Source organism: Pigmentiphaga humi (genome assembly GCF_900606115.1).
GTDB classification, from domain to species: domain Bacteria; phylum Pseudomonadota; class Gammaproteobacteria; order Burkholderiales; family Burkholderiaceae_B; genus Pigmentiphaga; species Pigmentiphaga humi.
Genome location: NZ_UWPJ01000011.1, coordinates 1 through 19,854, shown reverse-complemented (window position 1 = coordinate 19,854; position 19,854 = coordinate 1). Strand labels below are relative to the sequence as shown.

Annotated in this window: 22 protein-coding genes; 3 read left to right on the top strand and 19 right to left on the bottom strand. The window is 67.0% G+C overall.

Features of this window, described 5'->3' with window-relative positions:
* Positions 1-26: 26 nt before the first annotated feature.
* Both PIGHUM_RS06075 and PIGHUM_RS06070 read right to left on the bottom strand, forming a co-directional pair.
* Positions 27-1,274 carry an MFS transporter gene (locus PIGHUM_RS06075; protein ID WP_124078503.1) on the bottom strand — a complete coding sequence of 416 codons (1,248 nt, stop codon included), beginning with the start codon at positions 1,272-1,274 and terminating at the stop codon, positions 27-29.
* Between the two features lie 14 nt (positions 1,275-1,288).
* The gene (locus PIGHUM_RS06070; RefSeq protein ID WP_425466678.1) at positions 1,289-3,451 is read right to left on the bottom strand and encodes a TonB-dependent receptor; all 2,163 of its coding nucleotides are present in this window, start codon (positions 3,449-3,451) and stop codon (positions 1,289-1,291) included.
* Positions 3,452-3,919: 468 nt separating this feature from the next.
* Here PIGHUM_RS06070 and PIGHUM_RS06065 point away from each other — a divergent pair, with 468 nt between their 5' ends.
* Positions 3,920-4,192: a BrnT family toxin gene (locus PIGHUM_RS06065; protein ID WP_124078501.1), complete on the top strand. Its 273-nt coding sequence runs from the start codon at positions 3,920-3,922 to the stop codon at positions 4,190-4,192.
* Positions 4,179-4,499 (top strand): BrnA antitoxin family protein, encoded by a 321-nt coding sequence (locus PIGHUM_RS06060; protein ID WP_124078500.1) that lies wholly within the window; start codon positions 4,179-4,181, stop codon positions 4,497-4,499. The genes PIGHUM_RS06065 and PIGHUM_RS06060 overlap by 14 nt, the downstream gene beginning before the upstream one ends.
* Positions 4,500-4,586: 87 nt before the next feature.
* On the opposite strand, the gene PIGHUM_RS06055 is transcribed toward PIGHUM_RS06060, so the two are convergent.
* The 5 genes from PIGHUM_RS06055 to PIGHUM_RS06035 form a co-directional block, all read right to left on the bottom strand.
* The gene (locus tag PIGHUM_RS06055) at positions 4,587-5,930 is read right to left on the bottom strand and encodes a tetratricopeptide repeat protein (protein ID WP_124078499.1); all 1,344 of its coding nucleotides are present in this window, start codon (positions 5,928-5,930) and stop codon (positions 4,587-4,589) included.
* Positions 5,924-7,684 (bottom strand): choice-of-anchor tandem repeat GloVer-containing protein, encoded by a 1,761-nt coding sequence (locus PIGHUM_RS06050; protein ID WP_124078498.1) that lies wholly within the window; start codon positions 7,682-7,684, stop codon positions 5,924-5,926. Before PIGHUM_RS06050 ends, PIGHUM_RS06055 begins: the two co-directional genes overlap by 7 nt.
* Positions 7,685-7,692: 8 nt before the next feature.
* A complete protein-coding gene (locus tag PIGHUM_RS06045; RefSeq protein ID WP_124078497.1) occupies positions 7,693-10,311 on the bottom strand; it encodes a TonB-dependent receptor in 2,619 nt (872 codons plus the stop codon).
* A gap of 80 nt (positions 10,312-10,391) precedes the next feature.
* Positions 10,392-11,381 (bottom strand): FecR domain-containing protein, encoded by a 990-nt coding sequence (locus PIGHUM_RS06040; RefSeq protein ID WP_124078496.1) that lies wholly within the window; start codon positions 11,379-11,381, stop codon positions 10,392-10,394.
* A gap of 3 nt (positions 11,382-11,384) precedes the next feature.
* Positions 11,385-11,897, bottom strand: a complete 513-nt coding sequence (locus tag PIGHUM_RS06035) for a sigma-70 family RNA polymerase sigma factor (protein ID WP_222929224.1) — start codon at positions 11,895-11,897, stop codon at positions 11,385-11,387.
* A gap of 214 nt (positions 11,898-12,111) precedes the next feature.
* On the opposite strand from PIGHUM_RS06035, the gene PIGHUM_RS06030 reads away from it, so the two are divergent.
* Complete coding sequence (locus PIGHUM_RS06030) at positions 12,112-13,413, top strand: DUF763 domain-containing protein (RefSeq protein ID WP_124078495.1); 1,302 nt, start codon at positions 12,112-12,114, stop codon at positions 13,411-13,413.
* Positions 13,414-13,443: 30 nt separating this feature from the next.
* Here PIGHUM_RS06030 and PIGHUM_RS06025 read toward each other — a convergent pair whose 3' ends face one another.
* The 12 genes from PIGHUM_RS06025 to rpsJ all read right to left on the bottom strand — a co-directional run bounded on the left by PIGHUM_RS06025 (position 13,444) and on the right by rpsJ (position 19,660).
* The gene (locus tag PIGHUM_RS06025; RefSeq protein ID WP_124078494.1) at positions 13,444-14,037 is read right to left on the bottom strand and encodes a sugar O-acetyltransferase; all 594 of its coding nucleotides are present in this window, start codon (positions 14,035-14,037) and stop codon (positions 13,444-13,446) included.
* Positions 14,038-14,210: 173 nt separating this feature from the next.
* Positions 14,211-14,474 (bottom strand): 30S ribosomal protein S17, encoded by a 264-nt coding sequence (gene rpsQ, locus PIGHUM_RS06020; protein WP_124078493.1) that lies wholly within the window; start codon positions 14,472-14,474, stop codon positions 14,211-14,213.
* Between the two features lie 2 nt (positions 14,475-14,476).
* The gene (gene rpmC / locus PIGHUM_RS06015; protein ID WP_124078492.1) at positions 14,477-14,668 is read right to left on the bottom strand and encodes a 50S ribosomal protein L29; all 192 of its coding nucleotides are present in this window, start codon (positions 14,666-14,668) and stop codon (positions 14,477-14,479) included.
* An 11-nt stretch (positions 14,669-14,679) separates the two neighbouring features.
* Complete coding sequence (gene rplP, locus PIGHUM_RS06010; RefSeq protein WP_124078491.1) at positions 14,680-15,096, bottom strand: 50S ribosomal protein L16; 417 nt, start codon at positions 15,094-15,096, stop codon at positions 14,680-14,682.
* Between the two features lie 2 nt (positions 15,097-15,098).
* Positions 15,099-15,971: a 30S ribosomal protein S3 gene (gene rpsC / locus PIGHUM_RS06005; protein ID WP_124078490.1), complete on the bottom strand. Its 873-nt coding sequence runs from the start codon at positions 15,969-15,971 to the stop codon at positions 15,099-15,101.
* 9 nt (positions 15,972-15,980) lie between these two features.
* Positions 15,981-16,310, bottom strand: a complete 330-nt coding sequence (gene rplV, locus PIGHUM_RS06000; protein WP_124078489.1) for a 50S ribosomal protein L22 — start codon at positions 16,308-16,310, stop codon at positions 15,981-15,983.
* 5 nt (positions 16,311-16,315) lie between these two features.
* Positions 16,316-16,591, bottom strand: a complete 276-nt coding sequence (gene rpsS, locus PIGHUM_RS05995; RefSeq protein ID WP_124078488.1) for a 30S ribosomal protein S19 — start codon at positions 16,589-16,591, stop codon at positions 16,316-16,318.
* 12 nt (positions 16,592-16,603) lie between these two features.
* Complete coding sequence (gene rplB, locus PIGHUM_RS05990; protein WP_124078487.1) at positions 16,604-17,431, bottom strand: 50S ribosomal protein L2; 828 nt, start codon at positions 17,429-17,431, stop codon at positions 16,604-16,606.
* On the bottom strand, positions 17,432-17,731 hold the full coding sequence (rplW, locus tag PIGHUM_RS05985; RefSeq protein WP_087779997.1) for a 50S ribosomal protein L23: 300 nt from the start codon (positions 17,729-17,731) through the stop codon (positions 17,432-17,434).
* Entirely contained in the window at positions 17,728-18,351 is a 624-nt protein-coding gene (gene rplD / locus PIGHUM_RS05980) for a 50S ribosomal protein L4 (RefSeq protein WP_124078486.1), read from the bottom strand. The genes rplW and rplD overlap by 4 nt, the downstream gene beginning before the upstream one ends.
* 2 nt (positions 18,352-18,353) lie before the next feature.
* Positions 18,354-19,046 carry a 50S ribosomal protein L3 gene (gene rplC, locus PIGHUM_RS05975; RefSeq protein WP_124078485.1) on the bottom strand — a complete coding sequence of 231 codons (693 nt, stop codon included), beginning with the start codon at positions 19,044-19,046 and terminating at the stop codon, positions 18,354-18,356.
* Between the two features lie 302 nt (positions 19,047-19,348).
* A complete protein-coding gene (gene rpsJ / locus PIGHUM_RS05970; RefSeq protein WP_087779994.1) occupies positions 19,349-19,660 on the bottom strand; it encodes a 30S ribosomal protein S10 in 312 nt (103 codons plus the stop codon).
* Between the last annotated feature and the right edge of the window lie 194 nt (positions 19,661-19,854).

Below are 19,854 nucleotides of genomic sequence, written 5' to 3'. Positions count from 1 at the left end.
CAAATAGTCAGCAGATTAATCGCATTTCAGGAGGGACCGGCCTCGGCTCGGGGAATCAATCGCAGGAAGTACCAGGCGGCGCAGGCAAAGGCGATCACGATGCCGCCCTGGAAAACGGACCATCCAACAGTCTGTATCAGCCCCGGCAGGATCATCAGGGCGGCAGTCCCGAGGAAGCGGCCCAGCCCGTAGAGCAGCGCGTAGTCCGTGGCGGCCTGGTCGCCGCTTGCCCATTCCAGGATCAGGCTGCCCAGCACCACATACAGCGCCGAGGCGCCGGCCGTGACCAGCACGCTGCCCGCCAGCGCCATGGCCGGACTCATCCTGGCGTAGCCCAGCCACACCAGGCAGGCGCTGGCCAGGCAAGCCATGGCCATGGACATGGCCGCCGACCGCAAAGGCAGACGCCGCACCAGCAGCGGCGCGAGCGCGCAGGCCACCGCATTGGCCAGCGGTCCGGCCGTGCCCAGCACGCTGCCGATGCGCTCCAGAGAAACCCCCATGTCCACCAGCAGCAGCCGGTTGAAGTTGAACAACGCCAGCAGGGTGCAGGCCAGCAGCGTCAGCCGGATGAAGCGCGGGCGCATCCCGCGCTTGCGCAGCATCTGCCCGATGCCCGCGCGCCGGCGCGGCGAGCGGCCGGTCAACGCACGCTCCGCGCCGATAAGGGCGAGCATGGGTACGCCGGACACCGCCATCAGTGCGGCAATGGCGGCCATCGCGCCTGGCCACCCCAGGCGCGGATACAGCGCCACCAGCACGCCGCCGCCGAGCACGGAACCGAGCGAAACGCCGCCCATCTTGGCCGCGGCGGCGGCGGGCCGCTGCGCCTCGGGAACGGTTTCGACGGTCAGCGCATCCAGGGCCACGTCCATGGTGGCGGCCGCCAGCGTGGCCACCATGCCGAGCGCCAGCAAAATGCCCCATGCGCCGGGCCCTGGCGCGTTGCACGCCGCCGCCAGCAAGGCCAGGACCGCAATCCACTGCATCGGAACGATCCAGCCGGTGCGGCGTCCCAGCCAGGGCCAGCGCCGGGAATCGACCACGGGCGCCCACAGGAAGGCAATGCCGAACGGCAGGTAAAGCGCGTAGACCCAGCGCATGGCCGACAAGTCCATGCCCCGGGTGCGCAGCACGGGCGCCACGCCGCCCTGGACGAAGCCGAGGATGGCGCCCAGCGACACGTAGGCCAGGGCCACGGAAAGGAGCACGATCGCGGGACGGATCCGGGCGCCGTCCGAACCTGCGTCCACGGCATGATTCACTGTCTGCATGCGCCGGCGCCCCGTCAGAACCGCATGGTCGCGCCCATCCCGACCACGCGCGGCTGCCCGACGCGCACCGAACTGACGCCCGGGCCCCAGGCCTGGCCGGCCACCAGGTATTGCTTGTCGAACAGATTCCAGGCAAAACCGTAGAGCTCCCAACTGCCCTGCTGCCACCCCAGCCGGGCATTGACGACGCCATAGCCCGGCAGATCGAAGCTCTCTTTCACGTCCGCCGCGCGTCTGCCCACGTACTGCCAGGCGAGCGCGGCCTTCAGCCGCCCCCGGGCGGCGCCGACGCGCATGGGCGCGTCGTATTGCACGCCCAGCGAGGCATTGAACTTGGGCATGTTCGGCACGCGGTTGCCCGATTTCGCGCCGGTCGAGCTGCCCGATGGAACATCGACGAGCTCGGCATGCGTGTAGCCGGCGCTCGCGCTCAGCTTCAGATGGCGGCTCAGGCTGGCAACCGCCTCCAGTTCCGCACCCTTGCTCTGGTAATCGAGAGATGCGGAACCGAAGAACAGCTGCGCCGGATCGAAAACGATCAGGTGTCCGTTCTTCACGTCGTTGTAGAACACCGAACCGTTCACGCCCAGCCGCCTGTCCAGCCACATCGACTTGAACCCGGCTTCATACGTCCAGCTCGTCGACGTGGGATACGGCGGCTCGGCCTTGCCATAGACGCCGTTGACCTGGACCACGGGATAGCCCGCGCTCACCGCGCCGCGCGAAACGGTCGCGTAGGTCATGGTGTCGGGCGTCCAGTCGTACGACAGCCCGGCGCGGCCGGTCAGGAAACGGTCGGAGAGGTTCAGGCTATGGCTGGAGAACGGCACGGTGGCCGGGTTCCCGTTGCCGGTGAACAGATAGTCCGCATCCTTGCTCTCGTGCGTATAGCGCAGGCCCAGCGTGGCCTTGAGCCTGTCCGTCAGCGCCAGCGTGCCCTCGCCGAAGAGCGCGATGCTGTCGGTGGCGATGCGGTTGTCCTGCGTGCCGTTCTGCGCCTGGAAATTGAACGCGGCGGGCGAAGCCACGGCCTGCGTGTCGTTGGTGAAGCGCGAGCGGAAGTAGTTGACGCCGGCCGTCCAGGTGAAACCGCCCTCCTCCAGCGACGACAGCCGCAACTCCTGCTGGAACGTCTTCTCCCGGAAGTGGATGCCGACGTAGTCCGCATACGGCACGTTGAACAGGGCCTGCGGCTGCCCGGTCATGGCGGCGTAGATCAGCCCGTCGGTCAGGTCGAAAGGCTGGAACGAACGATCGTCTTGATAGCTGGTCAGCGAGGTGAGGCGCACGCGGTCGAACTCGTGCTCGATCCTCAGGCTGGCACCCGCGTCGCGCCAGCGGATGTTGCCGGCCGGGTTGACCGCGCTTTGCGGGAACTGCGGGTTCTGCAGCCAGACGAAGCGCGGCGCGTCGGATTCGCGCCGGTCGTAGAAGCCCGTGAAGGCAACGGTGGTGCGGTCGCCCGGCAGCCACAGCAGCGACCCGCGCATCGCGCCCACCTGCACGCGGCCGTCGCTGCCGCCGGCCGCGACATTGGGAACGGCGCCGTCGAGATTCGAATAGCGCACCGCCAGGCGCGCGGCCAGCGTGTCGGACAGCGGCGTGTTCGCGATCAGCTCGCCAAGGCGGTGGCCGTGCGTGCCGGCCTCGGCCGTCGCCGAAAACTCGCGTTTGAAAGTGGGCAGCCTGGGGACGACGTTGATTGCCCCGGCCTGCGTATTGCGGCCGAACAATGTGCCTTGCGGGCCGCGCATGATTTCGACGCGGTCGATGTCGAGCAAGGCCGGCGGTGTTCCATAGACCGAGCGCGGCACCTCGCCCAGGTACATGACGGCCGACGTGTCGTCCGACGAAAGCGGCGCGAACGAACCGACGCCGCGAATGACGAACAGATTGCCGAACTGGCCGCCGCTGTCGGCGAAAGCAACGTTCGGCGCCGACCGCGCCAGCCCGGCGTTGCTGTCGGACGGGGCCGAGACGGCCGCCGCGGTCTGGCCGTCGAGCACGGTCATGCTGATCGGAACGGTTTGCGCGGATTCCTCGCGCTTGCGGGCCGTCACGGTGACGGCCGGAAGCTCCGCGACGGGCTGGGGCGATGCATCGCTCTGCGCCCATGCCGAGGGCGCCGCTACGAGAAACGACGCCAGCGCACCGGCAATCCGCGAAAGTCGCGGCAAGACCTCATGGACACACTCTTGGTGATTGCTGGCACGCATGGCTCGCCTTCGGACAGATGCAGGGAAATCCAGGCCGAAAAGACCCTGTTCCATGACAGGGCGCTATGGGCTCGGATCGGTTTCACACCGAGTAATTAATCGATCGATTCGTTAACTGACCAAATGATCAGTAAGAATAATAATGATTCCCAAAATTGTTTGTCAAGACGACGGCGGTTGCGGCGGTCCGTTTCGTGGAAGCCCGTGGTCGAACAGCGGTGAAGCAAGCAGGCGCTCGCGACGGTGCGCGAGAGGCTCTATCGAGACGAGGAATAGGACAAATCGCCCCTCAGCTTCCGGTGCAACTGCAGCAATGCTCGGTAGAGTGCGCGGTAGGGCGCGCCTACCCCATTCCGATGCCAGGTACGGCGCCTGCGGCGCGTAAACAAGAGAGACTACTTGTTATGTAGTTACTTTGTATGTACATTAATGCTGGTCTACATCACTTATCACCCCACGAAGAACGAGTCGAACCAAGCCAAACATGGCATGCCGCTGGACGAGGCCCGCTCATTCGAGTGGGCCGATGCGCTGGTGCGCAAAGACGATCGTTTCGAATATGGTGAAGATCGCATGAGCGCGATCGGCTACATCGGTAACCGCCTCCATGTAGTGGTGTACGTGGATCGCGGCAATATTCGCCGCATTATCAGCTTGCGCAAAGCGAACAAGCGGGAGGAGCGGCAGTATGCCGAAGCTTAAGCCGGATCATCTGTCTCCCACGGAGGCCGAAGATGCCGCAATCAACGCGGGCATCGCGGCCGATTCCGACAATCCTGAATGGACGCCGGAAGATTTCGCGCGTGCGGCCAAGCCCGGCAAGATCAGCATCACCATACGCCTGGACGCCGACGTGATCGAAGCAGCCAAGACCCAGGCGGCACGGCAAGGGACCGGATACCAGACAGTCATCAACGATACGTTGCGCCGGGCATTCGTTGGAGGCGAGGCACCTTTGACCGAAGAAACGCTGCGCCGCATCTTGCGCGAAGCACTGCACCAGGCGTAGTTCCGATGTTCCCACGCCTTCTCTAGGCTCCGGTACCAGTTGCATGATTTGCCTTCAGCTGGCCCGACGACAGCATCCGCGGCAGACTCAGTGCGTGCCGGCGGCGGCCGCCTTGCGGATGTCCTGCGCCAGTCTGGCCGCGTCGCGCGCCTTGTCGCTGCGCAACGTCGCCTGGTACAGGTCGACCAGGCTGTCCAGCCCGTACAGCAGCCGGACATCGGTCGGCCCCAGCCGCTTCGCTATGATCGCCTGCGCGCGGCGATATAGCGGCTCGGCCTTGCTGAAGCTGCGCTGCGCGAAATACATCGCGGCCAGGTCCTCCATCGTCTGCGCAGTATCCAGGCTCTCGGGGTCGAGCCGTTCGCGCACGGCCAGCGCCCGCAGATAAAGCGCCTGCGCTTCGGCCTGATGGCCCTGCGCGCTTTCGGCCCGCGCCAGATTGCCCGCCACCTGCGCCACGACCAGACTATCGGGGCCCTGGTGCCGCTCGAGAATGGCCAATGCGCGCGCGAAAGCCTGCCGGGCCTGGCCGTATTCGCCGCGGGCGTAATGCGCCAGCGCCAGGCCGTTCAGGCTCTCGGCCATTGCCGGCGTCTCTTCGCGCTGTCCGTCGCGGATGGCCAACGCGCGCGCCAGCAGGGTTTCGGCGAGATCCGCGCGGCTGGTGCTTTGGTAGAAGCGCGCCAGATGCTCGAGGCTGTCGGCCACGTCGGCATGCGCCGGGCCGAGCGCCGCCTGCCGGATCGCCAGCGCGCGCTCCAGCAGCGCCGGCACGCCTTCGGTTTTGCCCTGGCGCTGCATGGCCAGCGCGGTTTCGATCAGCGGCCGGGCCAACTGCAGCGCGTCGGGGCCGAGCCGGGACTCGATATTGGCCACAGCCCGCCGCGCGTATGCCTCCGCTTCGCCATGCCGGCCCTGCTGCGCCCCGACCCGGCTCAACGCCAGCAGGACGGGCAGCGCGTCGGCGGCATCCGCGCCCGGCGCGGCTTCCCGTATCCGCAGCGCCTGCTCATACGCCGCCGCGGCGGCCGCATAATCGTTCAGGGCTTCGTGCACCGAGGCGAGATTGAAACGCAGCGAGGCCGCAACGCCGGGCGGCGCGTCTGGCACCGTCTCCGAGATCCGCACGGCGCGCGCCAGCAGCGGCAGCGCCTCGGCGTGCCGGCCCTGCGCGTCCAGCGCCAGCGCCAGCCCGTTCAGGCTGGACGCCGCCCGCATCGAGTCTTCGCCGTCCTGTGCCTGCGCCAATGCCAGCGATTGCCGCGCGCTCTGCTCGGACTCCGCATAGGCGCCTTGCCGGTAAAACTCTTGGACGCGGTCCTGCAGCGCCGTCCAGGCATCGGCACCGGCCGCAGGCCCTGGCGCCAGCAGCAGCCACGACGCCATCAGCCACGACAGCGGCAGCCATGGACGCCGCACGCCCCTCAGCATGCGCGCCTGCGATGGCGCGCCGCGCAGCCCCACGCCATCAGCAGCGGCAACAGGCTCCACCACCCGAACGCTCCGCCGCCGTTGCCCACTTCTTTTGCGTCGGCCACCTCCGGCACCACTTCCACCGTCACGGTGGCCGACACCGGCTCGGTGTATTCGCTGCTCTGCGGCTCGCACGTCAGCGTGTACTGCCAGGTGCCGCCTTTCACCGCGTCGATGCGTTCGGCCTTCAGATAGTTGCCTTCCTGCGGCCGCGGCCCGTTCCACGGAGAATCCGGCTCGGTCGACGACGCCACGCAGCCGGCCGCGAACACGCCGCGCCAATAGAAGGACACATGGCCGCCCACCGCCAGGGTGTAGCGGTTCTGGCCAGCGTCGAGGCTGTTGATGCCGAAGATCACCTGCGGCTGCACGGGGGTCAGCGCCGAGCCGGGCTCCACCTCGTCGCCGGGATTGAAGCGGAACAGCGTGCCCCAGCCGTAGCTGCCGCCAAAGGAAGTGAGCCCGTAGAACTGGCCGTTGCTGGCCTGCGCGAGCGCCGTCACGGTGTGGCCGCCGGCATTGGCGCCGAGGTTGATCGGGCTGGCCACCGGCGCGCCGTTCACGTAGTAGATGTTGTTGCGCGGCGGATCGGGCAACTCGCGGGAAAAGGTATGCAGCACTTCCAGCAGGCCTTTGTCGTCTTCGCCCTCGCCGATCCGATAGCGGAAGATGGCGCCGCTGGCCGGCGCGCCCGACAGCGTCGCCCCGCCCTGCGTGATGCCGTAGATGTGGCCGTCCCGGCCCAGGATCAGGTTGTCGGGATTGTTGCCTCCCAGCACGTCGCCGGTGCCGAAGCTGTGCAGTATCTCCACGTCGTCGCGGCCGCTGTTGGCGCCGGCGGCGTCCTTGCGGATGCGCCAGAACACGCCGCCGGCCAGCGGGCCGCGGTAGGTCACGCCGTATATGTAGTCGCCGGCCAATACGATCGGCCGGTAGGGACCGTTGAAATAGCCGCCGACCTGGTTGTCGTCGAAGCCCAGGATCAGCTTCAGCGCGGCGCCGTCGGCGCTCAGGCGGAACAGCGAGCCGCGGCCGTTGCCTCCGCCTGTGCTGAACACGCCGTACACGGTGCCGTCGGTATCGGTCACCATATAGATCGGGCTGGCGCCGACGTTGCCGAGCGCGGCCAGCGTCGTCACCGTGGCGCCGTCCATGCTTAGCGCGCGCAGAGGATTGCTGGTGCGGCCCACGATGAAGCGGCCCAGGGATTCGGCCACCACGTCGGCGCGCGGGCTGACGGTGCTATTGGGGCCGAAGAAGGTCCATTCGGGGCTGCCGCCGGGCAGGTAGCGCAGCAGCACGCCGCCGTTGTTGTTCGACGGCCCGTACAGATAGCCGTCGCCGGCGGCGAGCCAGCCGCCGGTGGCCACCGGCAGCACCGTGGCGTTGCGCGACAGCACTTCGAAGCCGCTGCCGTCGTTGCGCAGGCGGTAGAACACCGGTACGCGGCCGCCCTGCAGGCCGCCGGCATCCTGCATGTTGGCCTCGGTGCCGCCGCCGAACAGCGAGCGGCCGTACAGATAGCCGTCGGCGCCCTCGGTAAGCGTGCCGTGGCTCAATGAACCGTTGCCGCCGCCGGGCTGGCTGCCGGTGAAGTTGGTGATGATGTCGACCGACGGCAGCGCGGCGCGGGCCGGACCGGCCGACACGGCCAGCGCCAGCAAGAGCGGCAGGCAGCGGCTGTATCGGCCCGCGATGGAAAATGTCTTCATGGCAGTCTTCAAAGAGAGTACGTGAGCGTGAGCTTGGCGGTGCGGCCGGGCGACGGTATGGCCAGCATGGAGCTGGTGCCGGCGTCCATGTAGAAGCGGTCGGTCAGGTTCTCGACGCTGAGGTTGACGTTCAGCCGGTCGTTGATCCGGTAGCCCGCGAACAGGTCGTAGACCGTATAGGAACGCCAGCCGCTGGACACCACGTCGCCGCCGGCGGCGTTGTCGCGCGCCAGGATCGCGCGCGCGCCCAGCGTCAGCCGGCGCTCCAGCAGGCGGGCGCCGACCGTCAGGCTGTGCTGGGCCTTGGGCGGCACGTACAGCCCGCTCATCGACAGGTCCCAGCCCGAGGCATAGTCTTCGTACGGCATCTTGAAGCACGGCGGCGCCGTATTGAACGCCAGCGCCACGCCGCAGAATTCGATCTTGGAGTAGCGGGTGAAGGCATAGCGCGCGAAGACCACGCCGCCGTCGTAGTTCAGGTTGAACTCCAGGCCGCGGAAATCGGCGCTGTCGGCGTTGCGGAACTCGCCGGCGAAGCCCTGCACGTAATCGGTCGTCTTGTTGCGGAAGAACGTGAGCGACGCGGCCAACTGGTCGTTGCGCAGCCACTGGTCGCGCAGCGTCAGCCTCGCACCGGCCTCGGTGCTGCGGATGAATTCGGGCCTGAGCAGAGCCCGGCCCACGTTCGAGTCGGCGATCAGGCCGTTGATCGTCTCCTTGGTCGAAGGCGGACGCCAGCCTTCGCCGTAGCGGCCGAACAGCTGCACCGCCCGCATGATCTGCCAGGTGGCCCCCAGACTCGGATTGGTCCGGCTCTCGCCATGGCGGATGTTCAGCGGCAGCACTTGCCCCGGTATTCCCGACGAGACCTCGCCCGCGCCCCGCATCTCGTAGCGCTCGCGGCGCACGCCGGCGTTGAGCGTCACGCTGTCGATCGGCATCACCTCGGCCTGCACGAATTCCGAACTCATCCGGCGCTGACCGTTGGGCTCCATGTAGATGCCGCCGTCCAGCGGCGCGATTCGGGCCTTCTCGTACAGCCAGGTTGCGCCGTACTTCAGGCTCAGCCCCACGCCCCACAGGTCCAGCACGCTGGTGTTCCACACTTCTACGCCGCGGCCGCGCGTGTTGGCGTGCTGGGCGCGATGGATGCCGGAGATCATGGCGATCCCGCGGATGTCGGCGGCCTGGTATTCCTCGGAGTCGGCGGCCCACACGTTGGCGCGCAGGTCGATCCACGGGTTGCCGACCGGCGACCACGCATAGCGGGCCGTGTACAGCTTCTTGTCGGCGCTGCTGAGATTGAGCTGTTCGATGTATTCGGGATAGCCGGCGCTGCGCGCCTCGCCGAACAGGCTCTCCAGCCGGCTGAAGCCGAGGTCGAGCCGCTGGTCGGCGGGCAGTTTCAGGCCCGCCTTCAGCAGCACCGAGTCGGTGTCCTGCGAGGTGTTGTAGACCTCGGATCCGGGCTGGTAGTACGACAGCCGCCGCGGCGCCTCGGCGGGCGCGAAGCGGCCGGTCACATCGCCCCGGCTGCCCGAGACGTAGTTGCCGGCGCGGCGGCGGCTCAAGCCGGCGACCAGGTCGAGCATGTCGTTGGGGCGCCAGGCGCCGACGATGCTGCCCGTCCAGGTCCGGCCGGGCAGCGTGATCTCGCGGAAGCCTGCGTCGGTGCCCGGCTGGGCCGACGCCGAGCCGCTGGGCCCCGGGCCGAACACTTGGTAGCTGTCGGTGCCGGCCTGGTTGTTGGCCAGCGTGCCGCGCAGGCGCAGGCCGTAGCTTTTGCCGTCCTTGATGAGGTCGGCCGCCGTCAAGGTCGAAGCGCTCACCACGCCGCCGACCACGCCGGCGCCGTAGGGACCGGCGTTGGGCCCTTTCTCGATCTTGACCTCGCCCAGCAGTTCGGGATCGATGAAGGCGCGCGTGCTTTCGCCACCGTAGCCCTTGTAGCTGGAGCTGGATGATTCGGTGCCGTCCACCAGCACCTTGACCCGCCCGAAGCCCTGCATGCCGCGGATGTTCAGGTCCAGCGACGGACCGTTGCGATTGTTTGCGACCATGACGCCGGCGATGTCGCGGAAGATGTCGCCCGGGCTGGTGGGCGGGAAGCGGTCCAGGCTTTCGCGGCTGATGACGATGGTGTTGGAGGCGTCGGCGATGCCGGTATCGGCGGCGGCCGTCACCACTACGGTAGGCAGCGTGGCCACCTCCGCGTCGCCCGCCGGCGGTGCGGCGGCTACGGCCGCCGAACCGGCCGCCGCGGCCTGCAGTCGATAACGGCCGGGCGCCTGCGCCACGGCGCTATGGCCGCTGCCTTCCAGCAGGCGCGCCAGCGCCGCATCGACGCTGAACTCGCCCGCCAGCCCCGGGCTGCTGCGCCCGGCCACCTGCTGCGGCGTGAACGACAGCGAGATGCCGGCCTGGCGGGCGAAGCCGTTCAACACCTCGTCCAGCGGCCCGGGCGCGACCAGGTAGGCGCGTACGCCGGCTGGCGCCGGCGCCTGGGCCATGACGCCGGGATGGACGCCCAGCAGCGCGGCAGTGGCGGCGGCGGTCCAAGGCAGGCCGCGCGACCGCGGGTTGGATCGGCCGCTGCGGAAATGAGACGGTACGGGAGGATAGGGCATGGGATGGCTCGTCGCAGGAGATGCTCTGTTCTCCTAAAGCCGAACGGGCGCCCGAAACCCGACAGCCCGGCGCAACAAAATCAACGCGCGCCGACGTGGACCCAGTAGCGCGTCCGGTACCGCACCTGGACGGGAAGGATGTCGGGCAGCATGGCGAGCAGCTCGTCCGAGTCGTCGAGCCGATAGACGCCCGAGAGCCGGAGTTCGCCGACAGCCTCGTCGCAGTCGACCCGCCCGGCGCGGTAGCGCGCCACTTCGGCCAGGAAGTCGGCCAGGCGCATGTTGCGCACCGACAGCGCGCCATGGACCCAGCTGGCGGAGTCCAGGCCGCGTGTGTCGGCCGGCACCGCGGCCGCGCCGTCGGTCCGGTAGGCCATGCCGGCGCGGGCGATGACGGGCGCGCCGCGCGCGTCGCGCGGGTAGATCGCGACGGCGCCCTCTTCCACCGTCAGCATGCTCGATGCCGGCTCCAGCCGCACTATGAAGCGCGTGCCCAATGCCTCGAACAGGCCATGACGGGTCTGTACCTTCAGGGGCCGATGGCGCGGCGAGCGTGAATCGGCGCCGCTGGCCAGGGCCGCCTCGCCGCGAGTCAGCACGATCAGGCGCTGCGCGGCGTCGAAACGCACCGACACGGCGCTGTCGGTATTCAGCACCAGGCGGGTGCCGTCGGCCAGCAGCACCGTCTTGCGTTCGCCGACGCCGGTGTAATGGTCGGCCGCCAGCCGCTGCCACGGCAGATGCCGTTCCGCCAGCCAGCCGGCCGACAGCGCGGTGGCCAGCGATGCGGTCAGGAGCTTGAGCGCCTTGCGGCGCCCGGCCCGCTCGGCAGAAGCGCGCAGGACAGCATGCGCTGCGCCGGCCGACGGCAGCAGGCCGATGTCCTGGCGCACGGCGGCGAGCACCTGCTGCACGCGCTGCCAGGCCCGTTCGCGGTCGGGGTCGCTGTCGCGCCAGCATCGACAGGCGTGCCGCGCGCCGTCGTCGGCGCGGTCGGATTGCAGCAGCACGGCCCAGTCGATCGCCTGCCTGACAAGTTGGTTGAACGGAGCGCTACCCGCGGTCGTCATGGCTCAGTCTTCCTCCAGTGCCAGATGGCAGTGGAAAAGCGCCTGCGCCATGTAACGTTCGACCGAGCGGGTGGTGACGCCCAGCTTGGCCGCGATCGCGGCGTAGCCCAGGCCCTCCAGCTGGGCCAGCAGGAAGGCCTCGCGCACCGGCGGCCGCAGGCCATCCAGCAGGCGGTCGATGCGTTCCAGCGCCTGCAGGATCGCCAGCCTCGTCTCGGGCGACGGCGCCACCGGCTCGGGCTGCGCGGCCAGGGCTTCCAGGTAGGCCCGCTCGAACTCCTGGCGCCGCCACCGGTCGATCATCAAGCCCTTGGCGATGCGCGCCAGCAGCGCGCGCGGTTCGGCGATGGGTTCGCGGCTGCGGGAGGCCAGCACGCGCAGGAATGCGTCCTGCGCGATGTCGGCGGCCTGGCTGCCATCGGACAGGCGCCGGCGCAGCCAGTTCAGCAGCCAGCCATGGTGCGCGACGTACAGCGTTTCCACGTTGCGCACGGACAGCGGCAGACGCGAGCTCAAGACAGTGCTCCCCCAGGGGTGCCGGGCAGGCTGTCGCCGCCACCGGACAAATGCCAATGATAATCACTCTCATTGCAGATCGCAATGGAAGATCGCCGCGCGCATCGGGCGGCGCCTCTTTGCCGAGCATGCGCAGAGAGGCCCGGCTCGGCACCCATTCCCGATTCGCTACAATCGTCCGGCAGTTACCGTCTTTCTTTCCGGGCACGATCCGATGCGACGCGCAGGCAGCGCCGACCTCCCCCTCCATCACGGCCGCGTCCCCGCCTGGCTGGGCCGGCGCATGTCGCGGCTGGGCGCGGTGATCACGCAGGCCATCGTCCACCATTACGGCCGGGACGAATTCCTGCGCCGGCTGGCGCACCCGTTCTGGTTCCAGTCCTTCGGCGCCGTGATGGGCATGGACTGGCATTCGTCGGGCATCACCACCAGCGTGATCGGCGCGCTCAAGCGCGGGCTGGCGCCGCTGTCGGGCGAACTCGGCCTGCACGTATGCGGCGGGCGCGGCAACCATTCGCGCAAGACGCCGCAGGAGCTGGCGGCCATCGGCGAACGCACCGGCTTCGACGGCCACGCGCTGGCCCAGGCCAGCCGGATGGTCGCCAAGGTGGACAGCGCCGCGTTGCAGGACGGCTTCGATCTCTATCTGCACGGCTTCTTCGTGACCGACGACGGCAAGTGGGCAGTCGTGCAGCAGGGCATGAATGGCGACACGCGCTATGCGCGCCGCTACCACTGGCTATCGGAAGACATGGCCAGCTTCGTCGAGGCGCCGCACGCGGCGATCGACGGCGTGAACCAGGGACGCATCGTCAACCTCACCGACCGCCGGGCCGCCGCGTCGCGGCGAAGCCAGGTGGCACTGCTGCTCGACCGCGGACCCGATTTCATCGCCTGCGAAGCGGCCGCGCTGGGGCTGCTCGGCCGCGGGCGCGATGCTCCGCCGGCCGAAGCCCAACCGCCGCAGGACGAGCACCCGGCGCGCATCGCACAGTTGTCGCTGCTGCCCCATCTCGTCATGCCCGCGCACCACGACGTGCGTCCCAAGGACGTCGTCGTGCGCCGCCTGCACGGCGCGCTGGCGGCCGCCGCCGAATGCGGCCCGGTCGATTTCTCCGAACTATTGATGGTGCCCGGCGTGGGCGCGCGCACCGTGCGCTCGCTGGCGCTGGTGGCCGAGGTGGTGCACGGCACGCCGTGCCGCTTCACCGACCCGGCGCGCTTTTCGCTCGCGCACGGCGGCAAGGACAGGCATCCCTATCCCGTTCCGTGCGAGGTCTACGACCGCACGATCGCCGTGCTGAAAACGGCCGTCTCCCAGGCGCGATTGGGCAACGACGAAAAGCTCGACGCCATCCGCCGGCTCGACGCTCAGGCGCGCCGCCTCGAACGCGATGCCGAAGGCGCAGCGGTCGATGCCTTCATCGCCCAGGAGCGGCGGGATTCGCATCGGTACGGCGGGCGCAGCGTGTTCGGGCCGGAATTGCCGCCGGCCGAGGCAGCGGCGAAGCCATAGCGCCGGCACGCTTATCCGGCCGCGTCGAGATCAGGGCTGGAATCCTGTCTTGTCTTTTTCCGTGATGGCGCGAATCACCCTGCAGGGCACGCCTGCGGCCACCACGCCTGCCGGAATGTCCGAGGTCACGACACTGCCTGAGCCGATGATGGCGCCGTCGCCGATGGACACGCCGGGATTGAGGTGGACCCCCGCGCCTATCCAGACCTTGTCGCCTATCCTCACCGGCTTGGCGAAACAGCCACCCGCCGCCCGTTCTTCCGGGTCGATTGCGTGGTTGGACGTGTAGATGCCCACGCGCGGAGCCAGCAGCACGTCGTCGCCGATGTAGATCCCGCCGCCATCGAGCATGACGCAATCGAAGTTGGCGTAGAAGTTGTTGCCGATGTGGATGTTGCGGCCGAATTCGCAGCGAAAGGTCGGCTCGAAATGCACGCGCGAGCCGACTGTTCCGAGCAGACGCTTGAGGATGGCCTCGCGCACGATGGCCGGCGACGAAAAAGATCCGTTGTATTCGTTCGTCAGCAATACAGCCTGTTCGCGTGCTGCGAGCAGCTCCGGAGTCAGGTCGTCATACATCTGCCCGGTGCGGATGTGGGCGAATTGGTCTTCGAGGCTCGACATGGTTCGGCTGTTGCTTCGGCTTGCAGCGATGCCTTCACGATACCCCATCGGCGCCGGCATCCATGTGCGGCGCGGCACCTGGCGAGCCCGGCTGGACGTGAAATGAAAAAGCCGCCCGACACCTTGCGGTGGGGCGGCTTTCTTGCGAGGGCGCGCGCGCCCTCACAGCGCGATCAGATGACGCGCGCGGCTTCGATCAGACGAACCACGGCCCAGGCCTTGGTCTTGGAAACCGGACGGGTTTCCGCGATCTCGACCAGGTCGCCAGCGTTGTACTGGTTGGTTTCGTCGTGAGCGTGGTACTTGGCGGACCGGACGACGATCTTGCCGTAGAGCGGATGCTTCACGCGGCGCTCGACCAGCACGGTAACCGTCTTGTCCATCTTGTCGCTGACCACACGGCCGGTCAGCGTACGCTTCAGCTTGGTTTCGCTCATGTTTACTTCCCGGCTTTCTCGCGCAGCACGGTACGGACGCGCGCGATGTCGCGGCGGACCTTGCCGAGCTGGCTGTTGTTGGAAAGCTGCTGGGTAGCCAGCTGCATGCGCAGACTGAACTGAGCCCTAAGCAGACCCTCGAGCTCTTTACCGAGCTCGCCAGCGTCTTTCGAACGGAGTTCGCTTGCCTTCATTGCTATTCTCCTTACGTCCCGAGGTGACGCGTCACGAAGACGGTCGCGATCGGGAGCTTGGCAGCGGCCAGGCGGAACGCCTCGCGCGCCAGTTCTTCGTTGACGCCTTCCATTTCGTACAGCACCTTGCCGGGCTGGATCTCGGCGACCCAGTACTCCGGGTTGCCCTTGCCGTTACCCATACGGACTTCGGCCGGCTTTTGCGAGATCGGCTTGTCCGGGAAGACGCGAATCCAGATACGGCCGCCACGCTTGATGTGGCGGGTGATGGCACGACGGGCCGCTTCGATCTGACGAGCGGTCAGGCGGCCACGACCGGTGGCCTTCAGACCGAATTCGCCGAACGAAACGTTGGCGCCGCGCGTCGCCAGGCCGGTATTGCGGCCTTTCTGTTCCTTGCGGTATTTCCTGCGCGATGGCTGCAGCATGCTTATTCTCCGTCTTTGGCAGGCGCAGGCGCGGCGGCATCAGCAGCCGGCTTGCGCGGCGCACGCCGGGCACCGCCCTCGGGCGCGGCAGCGGCAGCTGCTTCACCTTCGGGACGGCGGCCGCCACGACCACGGCCGGCGCCGGGGCGGTTATTGCCCGGGCGATCGCCACGATCGTTGCGCGGACCGCGGCGCGGCTTGCGCTCTTCGTCCTTGGTTGCTTCCGGGGCGGCGGCCAGTTCGGCCGAGCCCAGCGTGTCGCCCTTGTAGACCCAGACCTTGATACCGATCAGGCCGTAGGTCGTGCCGGCTTCGGAAGTGCCGTAGTCGATGTTGGCGCGCAGGGTGTGCAGCGGCACACGGCCTTCGCGATACCACTCGGTACGAGCAATTTCGATGCCGTTCAGGCGGCCCGCGCTCATGATCTTGATGCCCTGGGCGCCCAGGCGCATCGCGTTCTGCATGGCGCGCTTCATCGCGCGGCGGAACATGATGCGCTTCTCGAGCTGTTGCGAGATCGAGTCGGCGATCAGCTGCGCGTCGATTTCCGGCTTGCGGATCTCTTCGATGTTGACGTGCACGGGCACGCCCATCAGGCGCTGCAGGTCGGCTTTCAGGACTTCGATGTCCTCGCCCTTCTTGCCGATCACGACGCCCGGACGGGCCGAGTAGACCGTGACGCGGGCATTCTTGGCCGGACGCTCGATGATCACGCGGCCCACGGAAGCACCTTTCAGCTTCTTCTTCAGGTATTCGCGGACCTTGATGTCCTCGGCCAACATGCCGGCGTAGGCGCTGCCGCCCGCGTACCAGCGCGAAGACCAGTTACGGCTGACCGAGAGACGGAACCCGGTCGGGTGAATTTTCTGTCCCATCGTGGCTCCTTAGTTACCGACCTTGACCACGATGTGGCAAGTCTGCTTCTCGATCTTGACGCCGCGGCCCTTGGCGCGAGCGTCGAAACGCTTGAGCGACGTGCCCTTGTCGACGTAGATGGTTTTCACCTTCAGTTCGTCGATATCGGCACCGTCGTTGTGCTCGGCATTCGCGATCGCGGATTCGACCGCTTTCTTGATGATGCCGGCGGACTTCTTGGGCGTGAACGTCAGAATGTTGATGGCCTGGGCAACCGACTTGCCGCGGATCATATCCGCGACCAGACGGGCCTTCTGGGCCGACACGCGTACGCCACGAACAATCGCTGTGGTTTCCATCGCGCTTACCTCTTGGCCTTTTTATCCGCAGCGTGGCCCTTGAACGTCCGGGTCAGCGCGAATTCGCCGAGTTTGTGACCGACCATGTTCTCGTTGATGTAGACGGGAACATGCTGGCGGCCGTTATGGACCGCGATCGTCAGACCGATGAACTCGGGCAGGATCGTGGAACGACGCGACCAGGTCTTGATCGGGCGCTTGTCTTTGCCGGCCGTCGACGCATCGACCTTCTTCAGAAGGTGTTGATCGACGAACGGGCCCTTTTTAATAGAACGTGACATGGCTCGCCTCGCTTACTTCTTCTTGCGCCGCTGGACGATCATATTGCTCGTCCGCTTGTTGCGACGGGTCTTGAAACCCTTGGACGGAGTGCCCCAGGGGCTGACCGGCTCACGGGCTTCGCCAGTACGACCTTCACCACCACCGTGCGGGTGATCGATCGGGTTCATGGCCACACCGCGGACGGTGGGACGAATACCGCGCCAGCGGGTAGCGCCGGCCTTGCCGATCTGGCGCAGGCCGTGCTCTTCGTTGCTGACTTCGCCGATGGTCGCGCGGCACTCGATGTGCACCTTGCGGACTTCACCCGAGCGCAGGCGAACCTGGGCATAGGTGCCTTCACGGGCGAGCAGCACAGCCGAACCGCCAGCCGAACGCACCATCTGGGCGCCCTTGCCGGGGATCATTTCCACGCAGTGGATGGTGCTACCGACCGGAATGTTCCGGATGGGCAGAGTGTTGCCGGCGCGGATGGGCGCTTCGCTGCCGGACAGCAGCATGGCGCCGACTTCCAGGCCCCGCGGGGCGATGATGTAGCGACGCTCGCCGTCGGCGTAGCACAGCAGAGCGATGTGCGCCGTACGGTTCGGATCGTATTCGATGCGCTCGACCTTGGCCGGGATGCCGTCCTTGGTGCGCTTGAAATCGACCACGCGATAGTGTTGCTTGTGACCACCGCCGCGATGACGCGTGGTGATGTGGCCGTTGTTGTTGCGGCCGGCATTCTGCATCTGCTTTTCGAGCAGACTGTCGAGCGGGCGACCTTTGTGCAGGTGGGGGTGAACCACCTTCACCATCGCGCGGCGACCGGCCGAGGTCGGCTTCAGCTTGACGAGGGGCATTTACTTCACCTCCTGCGCAAAGTCGATTTCCTGACCCGGCTTCAGCGACACATAGGCCTTGCGCTCATTGCGGCGGCGACCGATGAAGCGGCCAAAGCGCTTGACTTTGCCCTTGGTATTGAGAACCTGCACGGACTCGACCTGCACCTTGAAGAGCAGTTCGACGGCAGCCTTGATTTCCGGCTTGGTGGCGTCTTGCAGGACGCGGAAAGCCACTTGCTGGTTCTTGTCGGCGATGAACGTGCTCTTTTCAGAGACGATCGGGGCCAGCAGAACCTGGAGCAGACGGTCGTTGCTCATCCCAGCATCTCCTCGAGCTGAGCGATCGCCGGCTTGGTGATCAGCACTTTGTTGTAGTGGATCAGCGACAGCGGATCGGCATAACGGGACTCGACCACGGCGACGTGCGGCAGATTGCGCGTAGCCAGATAGAGGTTTTCGTCAACCGCATCGGTAATGATGAGGACCGAGTTCAGGCCCAGGCTCTTGAGCTTGTCGGCGGCCACCTTGGTCTTGGGCGAATCGACGACGAAGTTCTCGACGATCGCGATGCGGTCTTCGCGGGCCAGTTGCGACAGGATGGACCGCACGCCGGCGCGGTACATCTTCTTGTTCACTTTCTGGCTGAAGTTTTCTTCGGGCGAATTCGGGAAAATCCGGCCGCCCCCACGCCACAGCGGCGAGGACGACATACCGGCGCGGGCGCGGCCCGTGCCCTTCTGGCGCCACGGCTTCTTGGTCGTGTGCTTGACTTCGGCGCGATCCTTCTGCGCACGGTTGCCGCTGCGGGCGTTGGTCTGGTAGGCGACAACGACCTGGTGCACCAGCGCTTCGTTGAATTCACGGCCGAAGACGGTGTCGGGTGCGCTGACGGTCGCAGCGACCTGGCCCTGATCATTCAGGAGCTTGAGATCTGCCATGTTCAGGCTCCTTTCACAGCGGGACGGACGACGATGTCCGCGCCGGCGTGGCCCGGGACGGCGCCACGGACCAGCAGCAGGCCGCGCTCGGCGTCCACGCGAATCACGTCGAGGTTCTGCACGGTACGGGTCACGTCGCCATAATGGCCGGCCATTTTCTTGCCGGGGAACACACGGCCCGGATCTTGCGCCATACCGATGGAGCCAGCCGAGTTGTGCGAAACCGAGTTGCCGTGCGAAGCGCGGTTCGACGAGAAGTTGTGACGCTTGATCGCGCCCGAGAAGCCCTTGCCGATGGTCGTGCCGGTGACGTCGACCTTCTGGCCGACCGAGAACACGGATTCCACGGTAATGACTGCGCCCGGAGCGAACTCGGCCGCTTTGGCCGGATCAAGGCGGAATTCCTTGAGCACGCTGCCCGCTTCCACGCCAGCTTTGGCAAAGTGGCCGGTTTGGGGCTGGGTGACGCGCGAAGCACGGCGCGTACCGAACGTGACCTGGACAGCTGCGTAGCCGTCCGTCTGCGGGGATTTGACCTGGGTCACACGGTTGTTCGACACGTCCAGCACGGTCACGGGGATGGACTCGCCATCGTCCGTGAAAATGCGGGTCATGCCAACCTTGCGTCCCACCAGGCCGAGCCGGAATGCGGCTGGCGTGGAGGCCGTCGATTGGGTCGACATCGTTTTCTCCATTCCCGACTGCGATTGGCCGGGGCTAAAAGTGGCGTTGCGCCTGGGCGCAGCACCGAGACAGCGGCACCCGGACCGGGTGCCGCGCCAAACTCGAGAGGTAGAGCGGAATTCGCGCACCCGGCAATGAACCCGGGATCAGCGCGGAAAGACGCTTTTTTTCCAGCCAGCCCGGCGCGATTGCCGCCAGGCTGAAAAGGCGCACACGAAAAAACTGTGCGCCAGCCGGCCAGTAAAACACTGACCAGCCTGCGAGTATAGCGTGCGCCCGGCCGCTTTTTCAAGCGCCGGGCGCAAATACCACGTTACTGCAAAGCGATTTCCACGTCCACGCCGGCCGGCAGATCCAGGCGCATCAGCGCGTCGACCGTCTTGTCCGTCGGATCCACGATGTCCATCAGGCGCTGATGGGTACGGATCTCGAACTGGTCGCGCGACGTCTTGTTCACGTGCGGCGAACGCAGCAGGTCGTAGCGGCGGATACGGGTCGGCAGGGGAACCGGACCACGGACCACGGCACCCGTGCGCTTGGCGGTTTCGACGATCTCGGCGGCCGACTGGTCGATGAGCTTGTAATCGAACGCCTTCAGGCGGATGCGAATCTTCTGCTTTTTCATGAAACTTCCCTAAAGAGCGAGAGGACGGAAAACCCGTCCCGGTAGTAGTCAGATACTGCTGGCACTATAACCAACCACCCGCACTGCCGCGCCCCGATCCAGGGGACCGCGGATCCGGCTTTGCCGGTCCGCCAGTCCCGCCCCCTGGGGGGCGCGCGTCAGCGCGTAGGGGGGATTACTTCAATACCTTGGCA